Raw genomic sequence first — 15,087 nt, forward strand, 5'->3', positions numbered from 1 at the left:
ACGATGCGTGAAGTGCGGTGGGCGTCGCTCGAAGGCGACGGGGTCGAACATCTGACGTTCGACCGGAGCGGCGGCGCGATCGTCGTCGAAAGCGCGGTGGTCGGCCAGCGGTACGGTCGCGCATACGGGCTCGCGTATCGCGTCGAGTGCGATGCGCAATGGCGCGTGACTTACGCGGTGCTCAAGGTGATGGGCGGCGGCACGCTCGAACTGCATGGCGACGGGGCGGGGCATTGGCGCGACGGTTCAGGCCGTGCACTGCCGGAACTGGATGGCTGCATCGACATCGACATTGCCGCGACGCCGTTCACGAATTCGCTGCCGATCGGCCGCCTCGGGCTCGCGCGCGGCGAGCGGCGGCCGATCGACGTCGTGTACATCTCGACGCCGGACTTGACGGTCACGCTAGTCAAGCAGGCTTATGCGTGCATCGAACCGGGCCGCCGCTATCGCTACGAAGGGATCTTCCGGAATTTCACCGCGGAGATGGACATCGACGACGACGGGCTCGTCGTCGATTACGAGACGCTGTTCAGACGCCTGCCGGCGCCGCCGACGGCGCGCTGAACCGCGGCGTTCGTCACTGCCGGCCGCTCCTGCGCGGACGCGAAGCGGTCGATCCGCGACGCGATCATGTTCGGGTGACGCAGCACGATCCAGTGCGTGCCGTCGATTTCCTCGCGCACGTGGTCGCCGAGCCAGCGGTCGAGGCCGACCGACATCTCGGGCGTCACGTAGCGGTCGCGCACCGGAACCAGGATCTGCACCGGCGCCTGCGCGTACCGTTCACGCGGCTTGCGGGCCCGCGCGAGGAAGTTCGCGCGGTACATCTGCATCCCGTTCAGCGCGTTCTTCAGTTGCACGGGATCGCGCTCGGCGCGCACGCGTTCGGTGAGCTGCAGCCAGCGCGGCCACAGCGCGGCGCCGCCGAGCCGCCATACCAGCGACGGCACGAGCGGCAGGTGGAAGAACGCGATGTACCACGACTTCAGGCTCTGCTTGAGCCGCATCTTCGCGCGGAACACATGATCGAGGCACGGGCCGGAGATCGACGTGTACGACGCGATGCGGCCGCGGAACGCGGGGTCGGTCACGGCCTCCCAGCACTGGATCGAGCCCCAGTCGTGGCCGACCAGGTGGAACGGCCGGCCGCCGCAGGTCGCATCGGCCACTGCCTTCAGGTCGCCGGCGAGCCGTTCGAGCGTGTAGTCGGCCCGGCGGCGCGGCGCATCCGATGCGCCGGCGCCGCGCACGTCGTATGCGATCACGCGGTAGCGTTTCGCGAGCCGCGCGCGGATCGGCGCCCACACGGCCGCCGAGTCGGGATAGCCATGCACGAGGATCAGCGGCGGCGCGCGACGCGACCCGCTAACGTAGACGGCGAGTTTCACGTCGCCGGACTGGACGGTCAGCATCTCGTGAGCGCGCGCCATGGCGTCATGCCTGCGCCACCGAATGCAGCGGCACGCGGCGCGGGGCGGCTTGCGCCGCATAGCGCGCGTTGGTCGCGTCGATGTTGTCGAGCAGCGTGTCGAGCTCCTGCAGGTACTGATGGTTGTCGTGATCCCACGGGTGGAAGCCCGGGCGGAAGTAGTCGAGCCATTCGCGCGCGATGCTCGGGAACACCCCGTTCTTCGGGCTGTACAGATACTTCACGAGGCGCCACATGCCGCCGAACTTGCCATGTTCGCGACGGTGCGCGCGCATCAGCCGCACGTGGAAGTCGAACACGATGGCCCAGAAGAATACGGTCGTCGTCAGCATCGTGCCAGTGCGCAGCAGGTAGCTGCCGAGGCCTGGCTTCATCACGGTGCGCCACACGTCGTAGGACACCGCCTTGTGCTCGGTTTCCTCCATCGCGTGCCACATCCACATCTGCTGGTAGCCTTCGACCGAGCCGTCGATCCGGTGCTCGTGGCCCGACAGCAACTGGTTCGCGAGGATTGCCGTGTAGTGCTCGAGCGCGATCGTGATCGCCAACTGCATCGAGTGCGGGAGCACCTTCTTGAACCAGCCGAGGATCGTCCACAGGCGCTTGTCGAGCTTGTGCGCGGGCAGGCCGGACGCCTGCAGCAGGTCGTTGTACTCGATGTGCTCGCGCGTGTGCATCGCTTCCTGCCCGATGAAGCCGAGCACCTGCTTCTTCAGTTCGGGATCCTCGATCCGGTCGCGGTAGTGGCGCACCGAATCCATGAAGAAGCGTTCGCCAGCCGGGAACAGCAGCGACAGCGCGTTCATGAAGTGCGTGACCGGCACGCCCTGCACGTGCCAGTCCTTCGCGCGTTCGGGCGGCAGCGCGAAACGGATGTCGCGCCGTATGGGCATCATGTTCGGTGTCGTCATGATTGTTCTCCCTGATTGCCTGCATTGTTGTAGGTGGCGTGCACCGGTGCCGGCGCCGGCGTGCCGCGAGCGGCATGGCGGCGGGCCTTCGCGGCCTCGCGGCGCGTCGCGAGCACGACGAGCGCCTGGTAGGCGGCGGGCAGGATGCGCGCCATCCAGTCCGCGCCCTTCGCGTCGCGGCCGATCAGCACGCGGCGCTTGTTCTTGCGCACGCCGGCGAGGATCGTGCGCGCGGCGTCGTCGGCGGTCGTGATGAAGAACTTCTCGAAGCTGTCCTTGCCTTGCTGTTCGCTCTCGACGATGAAGCCGACCATGTTCTTCGCGACGCGGCTCGACTGCGCGATGTTCGTGCGGATGCCGCCCGGATGCACGCAGGTCGCCGACACGCCGCACTTCATCATGTCGAGTTCCTGGCGCAGCGATTCGGTGAAGCCGCGCACCGCGAACTTGGTCGCGTTGTAGCCGCTCATGCCCGGCTGCGCGAAGATCCCGAAGATGCTCGACGTGTTGATCACGTGGCCGTCGCCCGATGCCTTCAGGTGCGGCAGGAACGCCTTCGTGCCGTGCACGACGCCCCAGAAGTTGATGTTCACGATCCACTCGAGATCGCTGTATTCCATGCCTTCGATCGTGCTCGACAGCGCGACGCCCGCATTGTTGAAGATCAGGTTGACCTTGCCGTGCTCTTTCGCGGTGTCGTCGGCCCACGCGAACATCGCGTCGCGATCGCCGACGTCGAGCACGCGCGTCGACACGCGCACGCTCGGCGCGATCGCGCGGACGATCCGTTCGGTTTCGGCGAGGCCGACGCCGTTCTTGTCGGCGAGCGACACGTGGCAGCCGGCCTGCGCGAGCTGGATCGCGAGCGCGCGGCCCATGCCCGAGCCGGCACCCGTGATCGCGGCGACCTTGTTGGCGAAATCTCTCATGTCGGTGGCTCCTTGTCTGGCTCAGGCCGCTTCGGCGGACGTGGAAGCGGAAGCGGAGGCGGCCGGCGCGGCGACGGGCCGCGCGGTCGTGTCGTGTTGCGGTGCGCGATACGCGTGGTAATCGGCGATCGAGAAGTGCGCGGTGACCTGGCGGAAGCGCCACGTGAAGCCGGGCCACAGCGTCGTGTTCTTGCCGGTGCGCGGATCGAGGTACCAGCTCTTGCAGCCGCCCGTCGACCAGATCGCCTTCTTGAGCTTGCCTTGCAGGTCGCTGTTGAACTGCGCTTCGACGAGCGGGCGCACCTCGATCGCCTCCGCGCGTTCGCGATGCATCGCCTGCAGCGCGCCGAGGATGTATTCGATCTGCGACTCGATCATGAACACCATCGAGTTGTGGCCGAGGCCCGTGTTCGGGCCGACGATCATGAAGAAGTTCGGGTAGCCGGGCAGCGTCGTGCCGAGATACGCGTGCGCGCCGTCGCGCCACGCGTCGACGATGTCGAGCCCGCCGCGGCCGATGATCGCGCCGCGCGGATACGGGTCGGCCACCTGGAAGCCGGTGCCGTAGATCAGGCAGTCGACTTCATGACGCTTGCCGTCGGTCGTCACGACCGCGTCGGCTTCGATATGGTCGATGCCGGTCGTGATCACGTCGACGTTCTTGCGCGACAGCGCCGGGTAGTAGTCGTTCGAGATCAGCACGCGCTTGCAGCCGAGCGTGTAGTTCGGCGTGACCGTCTTGCGCAGTTCCGGATCGGGAATCTGCTTGCGGATGTGGCGCAGCGCGAGCTTCTGCACGTTCTTCATCAGCGACGGATGGATCGCGAAGCCGAGCACGCGCGATTCGAGCATCCAGTAGATGCCGCCGCGCACGACCTTCTGCGTGAACGGCAGCGTGCGGAACAGCCATTTCTCGATGCCGGTCAGGTTGCGGTCGGGCTTCGGCATGATCCATGGCGGCGTGCGCTGGAACAGCGCGAGCGCCTTCACGCGCGGCGCGATCTGCGGCACGAACTGGATCGCGCTCGCGCCGGTGCCGATCACCGCGACGCGCTTGCCTTCGAGCGCGTAGTCGTGATCCCACTGCTGCGAATGGAATGCGCGGCCCTGGAAATTCTCGACGCCGGGAATCGCCGGCAGCGCGGCGCGCGACAGGCCGCCCATTCCCGATACCAGCACGCGCGTGGACAGCCGCTTGCCGTTCGCGAACGTGAGGCGCCAGCGTTGCGCGGCTTCGTCGTATTCGGCGCGCTGCAGTTCGTGATTCATCCGCAGGTGCGGGCCGACGCCGAAGCGCTGCACGCAGTCTTCCAGATACGCGCGGATTTCCGGCTGCGGCGCGAACATGCGCGTCCAGCGCGGGTTCAGCGCGAACGAGAACGAATAGACGTGCGATTGCACGTCGCATGCACACCCGGGGTAATGATTGTCGCGCCATGTGCCGCCGACCGACGCGGCCTTCTCGAGGACGACGAAGTCGGTCACACCGGTTTGTTTCAGGCGGATCGCCATCCCGAGACCGGCAAAGCCGGTGCCGATGATGGCGATGTCGATGGTTTCGTCCAGGCCGTCATGGCCGGGTGGACCGAAAGGCAACGTGCGAGCATTCATCCGGGTGTCTCCGATTTGGCTCATTTTTTAATGTTACATTGGTTGATGTAACGATAGTGGCTGAACCTGGAAACCGCAAGAGACTAGAAGCGGCGCTCTAAGGACCGGAAACCAAGCGGGAAAAGGCTGAGCGGGGTTTGGAACGGTCCGGTTTCCGCGATGCGGGATGAGCGGAAAAGGCCGTCGGCAGGGCGAGACAGGGAGGAAGCAGGACCGCCGGCGCGCGGCGGCCTGTTTGAAACGGTATCAGGGACGGATCGTTTGGGCGGCCGTCTCATGGAAAACCCCGGCCCCCGTACTTTCACCCATCGCAGCAGCCCGCCGAGGCGGAGATTCGTTGAGACGGGGCATGCATCTCGACTGCGGAACGAGCCGGATGCATTTTGAAGAAAGCCAAGAGTTGGAATAAAATATCCGATACGTCGGAATATTTTTGAGAGAGGTTTACCATGCAAGCCACCCGTGAAATGGTATCCACGGCGGAAGTGGCGTTCATAGCAGGCGTCAGCGATCGCGAAATCAATCGCCTGGTCGACGAGAAAATCCTGCCCGATCCGCTTTTCCGTGTTGAGGACGGGCGTTGGTTCGAGAGAATCGCTGCGGCTTTTGCGCGGTTTTACTTCGCAACTAGTGAAAGCCTGACGAGCGAGATCCGGAAGTCGGTCATCAGTGAACTCACGGATCGTCTGCTTACGATGAGCGTGGATGACCGGCGGCTGTATCTGACGCTGAGCAACCTGAATTCATGGGAACCGGTCGAGTGGCAGGTACAACGCAGCTATCTCCGGATTGAAATGGTCCCATTTCTGGTCGTGGTGCAGGAGCGCGCCGCTGAGGCCGATCGCGCCAGTCGGACCATTGTCTCCGATCCGGAAATCATGGGTGGGGCCCCGATATTTGCTGGCACGCGCGTGCCCATTGATATCGTCATCAGTTCACTTGCCTCCGGCGTCGAATTTGAGCGTCTCAAATCGTCTTGGCCGTTCCTGACGGAATCTCTGATTGAAGATGCGCAGGTTTATCTGAAGGTTCATCCGCGTCGTGGCCGCCCACGCAGACTTGATGGCGCCGCGTCGGGCTGGAAGCAGGTGTCCCGTAAGTCGATTCGCTCAGGATCGGCGGACGCATGAGCCTTAGGTTCCTCATTGACGAGTGTCTCTCACCCGAACTGTTGGATGCTGCAATCGAGGCAGGACATACGGAGTCGACCTGCGTGCGTAATCGAGGTTGGCTTGGGCTCAAGGACCATGAACTGATGCGTCATGTGATCGATGGCGACTTCATACTCGTGACGTGCAACAGCAAGGATTTCCGTGGACTTGCCAATGACGGTCCTGGAGGCCTTCATCGGCGCGAGGAGATACATGCTGGCCTCATTTGTCTCAATTCCGACGTACAGCATGGACATACCGCGTCAGCATCGCCTCTTTCGAGCCGTGCTTGACGAAGTGGCGCCGAGGGAGGCGTTGATCAATTTGGAGCTTGAGATTTTCGAAGACGCCGATGGTGGCTTGGAACTCGTCGAATACGAGATTCCTGCAGCATAGCGAGCGTCAACGAGCCGTACGACTGAAGTTGTCGACATCCGGCATGTCGAAAGATGACTTGAGGATAGCGCGGCCGTGGTTGTCGATCATGGGTGATGCACCGTGGTAGACCACGGAGGGCCCGGTCGATTTGGACTCGAATCACGGACGGATCGAGCGGGCAGCCGTCTCATGGAAAACCCCGGCCACGATCGTGACCTGCGCGAGCGCATAGAGGCCCCAGATCAAATAGTCGATGCCCGGAAAACCGCCGAGGAACCGGCCGACGCCGATCAGCGTGTCGGAGCCGACGAAGATCAGGCTGCCGATCGCGACCAGCGAGCCGCGCGTGCGGGCGGCGAGCGCGAAACTCGCCATCACGCACAGCACGAGCATGTAGACGGCGACCGGCGCCAGCAGCTCGCCGAGGTGCGGGAGGAACGCGAGGTAGAACGCCGGCGCGGCAATCCACAGCCCGACGAGCGCAACGATGCGCCAGCCGTGCGGCCGCGCGCGCCATCGGAAGAAGATCGCGCAATAACACAGGTGCGTGAGCAGGAACGCGCCGAGGCCGAGGACGAACGACAGCGGCCAGTCGGGCAGCGCGAGCAGCACGTCGCCGAGCACGGCGGTCGCGAGCGCCGCGCACAGCCACGCGCGTTCGCGCGGCGCGCCGCAGGTGCTGCCCGCCGCGAGCAGCAGGATGCCCATCGCGGCTTTCGCGGCGGCCTGGCCCGGATAGGGCGCGGCGGCGAGCGACAGCCCGTACAGCAGCGCCGCGGCGATGGCGAGCGGCCAGAGCCGGCGGTAGGTGGCGGGAAGCGTGGCGATCAAGGCGGGTGTCTCCGGTTGGTTGTTCTCTGCGGCGGACGGCGCGCGCTCGACGGCGCGGCTGCCGGCCATTATCCGGAAGAACGGGTGCGCGAAAACCGGCGAATCCTTCTAGGAAACGACGGCGACGGGCCGCGATGCCGCCACCGGATTTTTCCGCGTGTTGCCCCGGCTGAACCGGGGCAACGGCTGCGAATCGGCTTGCTATGATCGCCGCGGTATTGCCGTTGCCGCTGTCGATGTCCCGCCTTGCGTCGCGACTGGATGCGCGAGCCGGTGCATGCCCGATGAATCCCCGCCGTGCCCGGCCCGCGCGCTCTGTCGAAGCGGGGCGGCCCGGTCACCACGAAAACAGGTCCGACCATGACCGAACTTCTCCACGGCGACGGCGCGATCCGTCGCACGACGCCGTACGGTTCCTCGATCGAAAACACCTATGCGGGCGTGCTGTCGTTCATGCGCCGCAATTACTCGCGCGCGCTCGACGGCGTCGATGTCGCGATCTCCGGCGTGCCGCTCGATCTCGCGACGACCTATCGTTCCGGTGCGCGGCTCGGGCCGGCCGCGATCCGCGCGGCGAGCGTGCAGCTCGCGGAACTCAATCCTTACCCGTGGGGCTTCGATCCGTTCGACGATCTCGCGGCCGTCGACTACGGCGACTGCTGGTTCGACGCGCACAACCCGCTGTCGATCAAGCCGGCGATCGTCGAGCATGCGCGCACGATCCTGCGCTGGGGCGCGAAGATGCTGACGCTCGGCGGCGACCACTACATCACGTATCCGCTGCTGGTCGCGCACGCGGAGCGCTACGGCAAGCCGCTGTCGCTGATCCATTTCGACGCGCACTGCGATACGTGGGCCGACGACGATCCGGACAGCCTCAATCACGGGACGATGTTCTACAAGGCGGTGAAGGAAGGGCTGATCGATCCTGCGACGTCGGTGCAGGTCGGGATCCGCACGTGGAACGACGACTTTCTCGGGATCGAGCGGCTCGATGCCGCGTGGGTGCATGACCATGGTTCGCGGGCGGCGGTCGAGCGGATCGTCGGGATCGTCGGCGCGCGGCCTGCGTATCTGACGTTCGATATCGATTGTCTCGATCCCGCATTCGCGCCGGGGACGGGGACGCCGGTCGCGGGCGGGTTGTCGTCAGCGCAGGCGCTGGCGATCGTGCGGGGGCTCGGCGCGGTGAATCTGGTCGGGGCGGATGTGGTGGAGGTGGCGCCTGCGTACGATCACGCGGACATCACGGCGATCGCGGCTGCGCATGTGGCTTGCGATCTGCTGTGCTTGTGGCGGCACAAGAAGGTGGCGGGGGCGGTGAAGTAGGTGAACGGGCGTCAGTGCAAAAGGCGGGCAGGTTGCCCGCCGTTTTTTATGCCTGTCAGCTGCTCTGAAATCGCAGGGACGTCGTCAACGTCCACGCGGAGAGGGCGCAGCTTGACGACGACGTCGGAGGGGCGATCCGGAAGTTCGAACCGACCGCATCGATGACTCATGCGCGATGCGTGCCGGTATAGGGGCGCTGCCGTTAACCGCGCGTATCGACCCAGTTGCGTGCCCAGCGTGCCGAATGCGCCAGCGCCTGCGCTTCGCTCGCGAAGTAATCGAGCGAATAGAACTGGTAGCGGCCTTCGTCGCGCGTGCTATCGGCACGTTCGAGCAGCAGGTTGGATGAAAAGCGCCCGTCGGGCAGGCGATGCGCCGAGGGTTGGACGGCATAGCCGTTGTACTGTTGAATTCGTTGGTTATGCATTTTAATTTTAATGATGATCGAGTGCGCGCGTGCCGTGCGAAATGCGCACGGGTACGCTGATTCAACGCCATTGCGAGCGGAATCTGACGCAGTCGGAAAGCGAAAATAAGGCGTTGCGGCCAGAGGGGGGATGAAGTGCAACGAGACGTGTGGCGTCTGGCAAGCTGCTAACTAAACAGATGCAGCTCAAGCCGATCGCGCCAACTTTAGGAGACGAAGCTCCGTGGGGATGTCGCTGCGACCCGGCGTCCGTCGCGGGAGGCCGGGCCCTTCAAACTTTACAGCGGCTTGATGTTGGCCGCTTGCAGACCCTTCGGGCCCTGCTTCGTTTCGAAGCTCACTTTTTGATTCTCAGCCAGCGTCTTGAAGCCGTCGGCGCGAATTTCGGAGAAGTGAGCGAACAGGTCGTCGCCGCCCTTGTCCGGAGTGATGAAGCCAAAGCCTTTGCTGTCGTTGAACCACTTGACGATACCGGTATCCATGAAGATTCCTTGAGAAAAATATACGAAGATTTGCTCTGTTGAAGAGCGCCTGAAGCGTCAAGGAGGGAGAGGACAACGAATACCGCTGGGAGGAGCGAGCAATTGATGAACAGCAATCTAACTTCTTGGACTTCGGCGCAAACATTAACCGCCGGGCGGGTTTGCGTCAACCGATAACTTGTAACTGTTTCGCGGCGCGGCCGGTTACTGTGGGCGGAGCGATGCGGCGCCGTCGGGCTGGAATGAGGGCCGAACGGCGCTGCCGGCCATTCGCCGACCCATGCGAGCGGCGGTTGTCACCGGCAACGGCCGTCGGTTTTTCCGCGAACCGGATACGCACGCGTCGTAGCGACAAGCCGACGCATGCATGACGGCGGTGGCCTCAGGTGTTGTCGCCGTCGCCTTGCGTATCGCTCGTACCGGACTGCCGCGCCGCTTCGTCGCTGAGCTTCTTGTCGAGGATCGTCGCGACCCGCCCGCCGAGATACGCGCTGGCCGCGGTTTCGAGCGCGCGGTTCGTCTCGCCTTCGACGAACACGGCCGCGAGCGGGCGCAGGCGCCAGATCGCGTCGACCAGTTCGGGCACGTCGGTGGCCGGCGGCAGCGTGCCGGCGTCGTAGCGGTCGAGCCGCTTCACGACGAGATCGACGAGCAGCCGCGCGATTGCGTCGAAATGCGGGCGCGCGAGGCTGATCACGTCGAGCAGCTCGCGCGGCGGAATCCCTTCCTTCGTCATCGCGGCCGCCGCCTCAAGCAGCGCGGGGCTTTTCGCGACGAACGACAGGCCGCGCCGTTCGAGCAGCCCGAGCTCGGTCACGCGCGACAGTTGCGTGGTCGCCTGCGGGCCGAACATCTGCGCGAGCGCGGCGAGCGAATAGGTTTTCGGCAGCTCGTGCGACCAGCGGCCGCCGATCGCGTTTTCGAGGCCGAGGATCGAGCGCAGGTCGTGGCCTTCGTCGATCGCCTTGATCAGGTCCTGGATGTTCGACAGCGTGTAGCCGCGCGCGAGCAGATGGTTGATCAGCTTCAGGCGCGCGACGTGCGTGTCGTCGTAGATACCGACGCGTCCGCGTTTCTCCGGCGGCGCGAGCAGCCCGCGATCCTGGTAGGCGCGGACGTTGCGCACGGTGGTATCGGACACGCGCGCGAGTTCGTCGACCGTGTACTCGTTGCGGGAATCCGGCGCGGCCTCGTCAGGCGTGGAATGAGTCTGTTTTGACATGCGGTCATTTTAGCGCGCCGCGGCAGGCTCGGGCGAGGCGGGGCGCGTGTCCGCGCCGTCGCCGAGCGGGCGCTGCAGCAGCGCCGTGTCGATCCAGCGGCCGTGCTTGAAACCGACCGCTTTCAGCAGGCCGGCCGGTTCGAAGCCGAACGCGCGATGCAGCGCCGTCGAGCCGCCGGTGCCGCCGTCGGCGATCACCGCGATCATCTGTCGCCACGGGCCGCCTTCGCAGTGCGCGATCAGTGCCGCGAGCAATGCGCGGCCGATTCCGCGCCCGCGCTGCGCATCGTCGATGTAGATCGAATCCTCGATCGTGAAGCGGTATGCGCTGCGCGTGCGGTACGGCGTCGCGTATGCGTAGCCGGCCACGCGGCCGTCGCATTCGGCGACGAGATACGGCAACCCGTGGCGCAGCACCGCGTCGCGGCGTGCGCGCAGTTCGGCGACGTCGGGCGGCGTTTCCTCGAACGACGCGACGCTGTGGTGAACGTGGTGCGCATAGATCGCGTGAATGGCGTCGAGATCGGCATCGGTCGCGTCGCGGACGACGCAGGCGGGAGCGGTAGGCATGGTGGCGGAGTGGGCGGATGAAACCGTTACTATGCCGGCCATCGGGTGGCGCGGTAAAGGCGTCGACCGCGTTGTGTACCTGCAGAGCTCGGCCTACAGGTGGCCGTCCGCATCGCGCACCGCGTCGGCGATCGCGTCCGCGACGCGCTGCACGCGCGGCGAGCGCCGCACGTCGGGGTGGACGACGAGCCAGATCTCGCGCTCGACATCGCACCGGGGCGCGGACGTCAACTCGACGAGCGGTGTTGGCACCGACGACGACGCAGCGGCCGCGGCCGGCGCGCCCGCGCCCCCATCTGCGCTCGCCGCCAAATCGTCGACGAGAAAGCGCGGCAGCAACGCGATCCCCGCGCCGGCCACGCACGCGCGATGCAGCGCGGCCAGATCGTTGGCGATGAACGCAAACCGGCGCCCGGCCGCGAAGCGTTCGAGCCACTGCTGTTGCGGCATTTGCGCGAGCGCGTCGTCGTAGCCGAGAAACGCCCAGGTGTCGGGTGGCACGGCGGCCCAGTCGGGCGACGCGCACAGCGCGAAGCGCATCGTGCCGAGCCGGCGCGCGGCAAGCCCCGGTTCGCTCGGCCGCGACAGCCGCACCGCGAGATCGGCTTCGCGCGCGTACAGGTTCGCCGCATGCATCTCGCCCATCAGGTCGATCCGCAGCGCCGGCCACGCGCGCTGCGCACGGGCCAGGCGCGGCGCAAGGAAATGGCTGGCGAATACCGGCGACGCCGATACCCGCACCACACCGTCGAGCGCGGCCGCGCCCTGCGCCGCGCGCGCGAACGCATGCGCGTCGGCTTCGAGGCGCGCGGCGTGTTCGGCGAGGTGCAGCCCTCCTTCGTCGGTCGGCGGCCAGCCGCGCGGTAGCCGGTCGAACAGCCGGATCCCGAGCGCCGACTCCAGCGCGTCGATGCGCCGCGCGACCGTCGAATGCTGGACCTGCAGCGCCCGGGCGGCGGCCGACAGGCTGCCGCCGCGTATCACCGCCAGAAAGTAGCGGATGTCGTCCCAGCTCATCGGCAGCGAGGGGGCGGCGGCAGCATCGTGATCGGTCGAATTTTGCACAGTAGATGGGCGTTCAACGTGAATTCCGTTCGATTATGCACGATGGGATGATCGTGTCACTTCATTCGATAGCGAGAACGTCATGACCCAAACTGCCCATGCCATCCGGATCGGGATCGACCGTTACGGCGACGCCGGCGTGCTGCGCCGCGTCGATGCGCCCGTCGCGCCGCCGGGGGCCGGCGAAGTGCGGATTCGCCAGACCGCGATCGGCGTGAATTTCGTCGACATCTATTTCAGGACGGGCGCGCACGCGTTGCCCGCGCTGCCGGAGGCGCTCGGCGTCGAGGCGGCCGGCGTGATCGACGCGGTGGGGCCGGGCGTGACGGATCTCGTGCCCGGTCAGCGTGTCGCGTATGCCGGCATGCCGACCGGCAGCTATGCGAGCCTGCGCACGATGCCGGCCGAGCGCGTGCTGCCGATTCCCGACGGGCTGAGCGACGAAGCCGCCGCCGCCGGGCTGCTGAAAGGGATCACCGTCTACATGCTGCTGCATCGCGTCCGGCAGGTCGGCGCCGGCGATACGGTGCTCGTGCATGCGGCGGCCGGCGGCGTCGGGCTGCTGGCGACGCAGTGGGCGCGTGCGCTCGGCGCGCGGGTGATCGGCACGGTTGGATCGGCCGCGAAAGCCGCGCTCGTGCGCACGCACGGCGCCGAAGCGGTGGTCGATTATCGCGAGGAGGATTTCGTCGCGGCCGTGCGTGCGTTCGGCGGCGGTGCAGGCGTCGACTATGCGATCGACGGAATCGGCGGCGACGTGCTGACCCGCACGCTCGGGGCGATTCGTCCGTTCGGCATGGTCGCGAGCATCGGGCAGGTGGCCGCGATCGGCGCGCGGCAGACGTTCGACCTCGACGAGTTGGGCCCGGCCCGCTCGATTGCGCTTGCGCGGCCGAGCGTGCTCGGGTTCATCGCGCGCGACGTCGGCGCGTATCGGGACGCCGCGCGTGCGACGCTCGACCGGCTGGCGGGCGGGATGCACGTCGAGATCGGCGCGCGGCTGCCGCTCGAACAGGCGGCCGATGCGCACCGGTTGCTGGAGTCGCGCGCGACGACGGGCGGGGTCGTGCTGCTGGCGTGACGGCGGGCGCGGGCGGATCGCGAGCCGCGGGCGCTCAGTTGTGCTTGCGCAGCGGCGCATCCTCGACGAACCACGCGAGCACGAACGCGATCGCAATGACCGTCGCGGCCGACAGATATACGACGTGCAGCGAGCCGGCGAACGCGTGCAGGTACGCGTCGCGCACGGCATCCGGCAACTGGTGCACGGCGGCCGGGCCGAGCGCGGGCGGCAGCTCGGTGCCGGCCGGCAGCGCGTGCATCATGCGCGACTGCAGCCCGTGCGAGAACAGCGCGCCGAACGCGGCGACGCCGAGCGAGCCGCCGATCGAGCGGAACAGCGTCGCGCCCGACGTCGCCACGCCCATGTGCCGGAATTCGACCGTGTTCTGCACGGCGAGCGTCAGCACGGGCATCACCATCCCGAGTCCGATCCCGAGCAACGCCATATACGCGTACATCGTGTGCAGCGGCGTATCGAGCGTCAGCGTCGACAGCAGCGCCATCGCGACGCCGCCGATCAGCGTCCCCGCGATCGGGAACGGCCGGTACGAGCCGAGCCGCGAGATCAGCCGCCCGCTGACGATCGACGTCACGAGCATCCCGCCCATCATCGGCAGCAACTGCATGCCGGCCTGCGACGGCGTCGAGCCTTTCACGACCTGCAGGTAGAGCGGGATGAACGTGACCGAACCGAACAGCGCGATGCCGACCACGAAGCCGATCAGGCTGACCAGCACGAAGGTGCGATGACGGAACAGGTCGAGCGGCATGATCGGCTCGGCCGCGACGCGCTCCTCATAAATGAAGCCGCCGATCGCGACGAGGCCGAGCGCGAGCGTCATCCACAGCTGCGGCGACGTCCACGGCAGCAGCGAGCCGCCTTCGCTCGTGAACAGGATCACGCAGGTGAGGGCGGTCGCGAGGAACGCGGCGCCCATGTAGTCGATCCGGTGCTTCACGTGCGTGGTGTGCGGCCGGAACGCCATGCCGATCACCGCGAGCGCGAGCAAGCCGAGCGGCAGGTTGATCGTGAAGATCCAGCGCCATGAAAGATGCTCGACCAGGAAGCCGCCGAGCAGCGGGCCGACGATCGTCGCGAGGCCGTAGACGCCGCCGAACATCCCCTGGTAGCGCGCCCGGCGATCGGGCGGGACCAGATCGCCGATCGCGGCCATCGTGACGACCATCAGGCCGCCGCCGCCGAGCCCCTGCAGCGCGCGCAGCACGATCAGTTGCGTCATGTCCTGCGCGATGCCGCACAGCGCGGAGCCAGCGAGGAACAGCACGATCGCCGCCTGCAGCACGATCTTGCGGCCGTACAGGTCGCCGAGCTTGCCGTACAGCGGCAGCACGACGGTGGACGACAGCAGGTACGCGGTGACGACCCACGACAACTGGTCGAGCCCGCCGAGTTCGCCGACGATCGTCGGCAGCGCGGTCGACACGATCGTCTGGTCGAGCGCGGACAGCAGCATGACGAGCAGCAGCGCGGCGACGATCAGCCCGGTCGACGCGTCGCGGCGGGCCGCGTCGGCGGCCGGCGGAGTGAGGAGGGTGTTCGTTGTCATCGAGATATCTGCCATGGCAGGGAATTGAGTCGAAATATAGCCATAGATGGTTGACTGGTCAATTTCTGCTCAGCCTCGATATGTTGCAGTCGTAACAGGAGATTGCCCGCCCGAAAAAT

Annotated in this window: 16 protein-coding genes and 1 pseudogene; 6 read left to right on the forward strand and 11 right to left on the reverse strand. The window is 66.4% G+C overall.

All coding sequences use genetic code 11. The features are described from left to right. Positions 1-3: 3 nt before the first annotated feature. Positions 4-567 (forward strand): putative glycolipid-binding domain-containing protein, encoded by a 564-nt coding sequence (locus HWX03_RS19275; protein ID WP_175872279.1) that lies wholly within the window; start codon positions 4-6, stop codon positions 565-567. Here HWX03_RS19275 and HWX03_RS19280 read toward each other — a convergent pair. The 4 genes from HWX03_RS19280 to HWX03_RS19295 are packed head-to-tail and all read right to left on the reverse strand — an operon-like array spanning position 519 to position 4,883. After that, the gene (locus HWX03_RS19280) at positions 519-1,433 is read right to left on the reverse strand and encodes an alpha/beta fold hydrolase (protein WP_175872280.1); all 915 of its coding nucleotides are present in this window, start codon (positions 1,431-1,433) and stop codon (positions 519-521) included. The genes HWX03_RS19275 and HWX03_RS19280 overlap by 49 nt on opposite strands. A gap of 4 nt (positions 1,434-1,437) precedes the next feature. Beyond that, on the reverse strand, positions 1,438-2,343 hold the full coding sequence (locus tag HWX03_RS19285) for a metal-dependent hydrolase (RefSeq protein WP_175872281.1): 906 nt from the start codon (positions 2,341-2,343) through the stop codon (positions 1,438-1,440). Then, the gene (locus tag HWX03_RS19290; protein WP_175872282.1) at positions 2,340-3,272 is read right to left on the reverse strand and encodes an SDR family oxidoreductase; all 933 of its coding nucleotides are present in this window, start codon (positions 3,270-3,272) and stop codon (positions 2,340-2,342) included. The genes HWX03_RS19285 and HWX03_RS19290 overlap by 4 nt, the downstream gene beginning before the upstream one ends. A gap of 21 nt (positions 3,273-3,293) precedes the next feature. Continuing rightward, positions 3,294-4,883, reverse strand: coding sequence for an NAD(P)/FAD-dependent oxidoreductase (locus HWX03_RS19295; RefSeq protein WP_175872283.1), 1,590 nt, complete (start codon positions 4,881-4,883; stop codon positions 3,294-3,296). A gap of 449 nt (positions 4,884-5,332) precedes the next feature. On the opposite strand from HWX03_RS19295, the gene HWX03_RS19300 reads away from it, so the two are divergent. The 3 genes and pseudogenes from HWX03_RS19300 to HWX03_RS36955 all read left to right on the forward strand — a co-directional run bounded on the left by HWX03_RS19300 (position 5,333) and on the right by HWX03_RS36955 (position 6,430). Beyond that, the gene (locus tag HWX03_RS19300; RefSeq protein ID WP_175872284.1) at positions 5,333-6,013 is read left to right on the forward strand and encodes a DUF433 domain-containing protein; all 681 of its coding nucleotides are present in this window, start codon (positions 5,333-5,335) and stop codon (positions 6,011-6,013) included. Continuing rightward, a pseudogene (locus HWX03_RS36950) lies at positions 6,010-6,150 on the forward strand (hypothetical protein); the annotation flags it as partial. The gene HWX03_RS19300 and the pseudogene HWX03_RS36950, both read left to right, overlap by 4 nt. Positions 6,151-6,208: 58 nt before the next feature. After that, positions 6,209-6,430 carry a hypothetical protein gene (locus HWX03_RS36955; RefSeq protein WP_244132687.1) on the forward strand — a complete coding sequence of 74 codons (222 nt, stop codon included), beginning with the start codon at positions 6,209-6,211 and terminating at the stop codon, positions 6,428-6,430. A 141-nt stretch (positions 6,431-6,571) separates the two neighbouring features. Here the strand turns inward: HWX03_RS36955 and HWX03_RS19310 are convergent, their stop codons facing one another. Further along, positions 6,572-7,243 (reverse strand): lysoplasmalogenase, encoded by a 672-nt coding sequence (locus HWX03_RS19310; protein WP_175872285.1) that lies wholly within the window; start codon positions 7,241-7,243, stop codon positions 6,572-6,574. Positions 7,244-7,603: 360 nt separating this feature from the next. Here HWX03_RS19310 and speB point away from each other — a divergent pair, with 360 nt between their 5' ends. Beyond that, positions 7,604-8,572, forward strand: coding sequence for an agmatinase (speB, locus tag HWX03_RS19315; protein ID WP_175872286.1), 969 nt, complete (start codon positions 7,604-7,606; stop codon positions 8,570-8,572). 202 nt (positions 8,573-8,774) lie between these two features. Here speB and HWX03_RS19320 read toward each other — a convergent pair whose 3' ends face one another. The 5 genes from HWX03_RS19320 to HWX03_RS19340 all read right to left on the reverse strand — a co-directional run bounded on the left by HWX03_RS19320 (position 8,775) and on the right by HWX03_RS19340 (position 12,290). Further along, entirely contained in the window at positions 8,775-8,999 is a 225-nt protein-coding gene (locus HWX03_RS19320) for a hypothetical protein (protein WP_174390049.1), read from the reverse strand. 278 nt (positions 9,000-9,277) lie between these two features. Then, a complete protein-coding gene (locus tag HWX03_RS19325) occupies positions 9,278-9,481 on the reverse strand; it encodes a cold-shock protein (RefSeq protein WP_011549079.1) in 204 nt (67 codons plus the stop codon). Positions 9,482-9,863: 382 nt separating this feature from the next. After that, positions 9,864-10,703 carry a MerR family transcriptional regulator gene (locus HWX03_RS19330; RefSeq protein WP_174390050.1) on the reverse strand — a complete coding sequence of 280 codons (840 nt, stop codon included), beginning with the start codon at positions 10,701-10,703 and terminating at the stop codon, positions 9,864-9,866. 9 nt (positions 10,704-10,712) lie between these two features. Next, on the reverse strand, positions 10,713-11,273 hold the full coding sequence (locus tag HWX03_RS19335; RefSeq protein ID WP_175872287.1) for a GNAT family N-acetyltransferase: 561 nt from the start codon (positions 11,271-11,273) through the stop codon (positions 10,713-10,715). Positions 11,274-11,366: 93 nt separating this feature from the next. Then, on the reverse strand, positions 11,367-12,290 hold the full coding sequence (locus HWX03_RS19340) for a LysR family transcriptional regulator (RefSeq protein WP_175872313.1): 924 nt from the start codon (positions 12,288-12,290) through the stop codon (positions 11,367-11,369). A 130-nt stretch (positions 12,291-12,420) separates the two neighbouring features. Here HWX03_RS19340 and HWX03_RS19345 point away from each other — a divergent pair, with 130 nt between their 5' ends. Continuing rightward, positions 12,421-13,419, forward strand: coding sequence for a quinone oxidoreductase (locus tag HWX03_RS19345; protein WP_175872288.1), 999 nt, complete (start codon positions 12,421-12,423; stop codon positions 13,417-13,419). A gap of 34 nt (positions 13,420-13,453) precedes the next feature. Here HWX03_RS19345 and HWX03_RS19350 read toward each other — a convergent pair whose 3' ends face one another. Further along, positions 13,454-14,968: an MDR family MFS transporter gene (locus HWX03_RS19350; protein WP_175872289.1), complete on the reverse strand. Its 1,515-nt coding sequence runs from the start codon at positions 14,966-14,968 to the stop codon at positions 13,454-13,456. Positions 14,969-15,087: the final 119 nt, after the last annotated feature.

It is taken from the genome of Burkholderia sp. BCC0397, from assembly GCF_902832865.1.
GTDB lineage: Bacteria > Pseudomonadota > Gammaproteobacteria > Burkholderiales > Burkholderiaceae > Burkholderia.

Coding starts and splice junctions, on each gene's coding strand:
- HWX03_RS19275 (WP_175872279.1), top strand. CDS start 4: ATGCGTGAAGTGCGGTGGGCGTCGCTCGAAGGCGACGGGGTCGAACAT.
- HWX03_RS19280 (WP_175872280.1), bottom strand. CDS start 1,433: ATGGCGCGCGCTCACGAGATGCTGACCGTCCAGTCCGGCGACGTGAAA.
- HWX03_RS19285 (WP_175872281.1), bottom strand. CDS start 2,343: ATGACGACACCGAACATGATGCCCATACGGCGCGACATCCGTTTCGCG.
- HWX03_RS19290 (WP_175872282.1), bottom strand. CDS start 3,272: ATGAGAGATTTCGCCAACAAGGTCGCCGCGATCACGGGTGCCGGCTCG.
- HWX03_RS19295 (WP_175872283.1), bottom strand. CDS start 4,883: ATGAATGCTCGCACGTTGCCTTTCGGTCCACCCGGCCATGACGGCCTG.
- HWX03_RS19300 (WP_175872284.1), top strand. CDS start 5,333: ATGCAAGCCACCCGTGAAATGGTATCCACGGCGGAAGTGGCGTTCATA.
- HWX03_RS36955 (WP_244132687.1), top strand. CDS start 6,209: ATGACGGTCCTGGAGGCCTTCATCGGCGCGAGGAGATACATGCTGGCC.
- speB (WP_175872286.1), top strand. CDS start 7,604: ATGACCGAACTTCTCCACGGCGACGGCGCGATCCGTCGCACGACGCCG.
- HWX03_RS19320 (WP_174390049.1), bottom strand. CDS start 8,999: ATGCATAACCAACGAATTCAACAGTACAACGGCTATGCCGTCCAACCC.
- HWX03_RS19325 (WP_011549079.1), bottom strand. CDS start 9,481: ATGGATACCGGTATCGTCAAGTGGTTCAACGACAGCAAAGGCTTTGGC.
- HWX03_RS19330 (WP_174390050.1), bottom strand. CDS start 10,703: ATGTCAAAACAGACTCATTCCACGCCTGACGAGGCCGCGCCGGATTCC.
- HWX03_RS19335 (WP_175872287.1), bottom strand. CDS start 11,273: ATGCCTACCGCTCCCGCCTGCGTCGTCCGCGACGCGACCGATGCCGAT.
- HWX03_RS19340 (WP_175872313.1), bottom strand. CDS start 12,290: ATGAGCTGGGACGACATCCGCTACTTTCTGGCGGTGATACGCGGCGGC.
- HWX03_RS19345 (WP_175872288.1), top strand. CDS start 12,421: ATGACCCAAACTGCCCATGCCATCCGGATCGGGATCGACCGTTACGGC.
- HWX03_RS19350 (WP_175872289.1), bottom strand. CDS start 14,968: ATGACAACGAACACCCTCCTCACTCCGCCGGCCGCCGACGCGGCCCGC.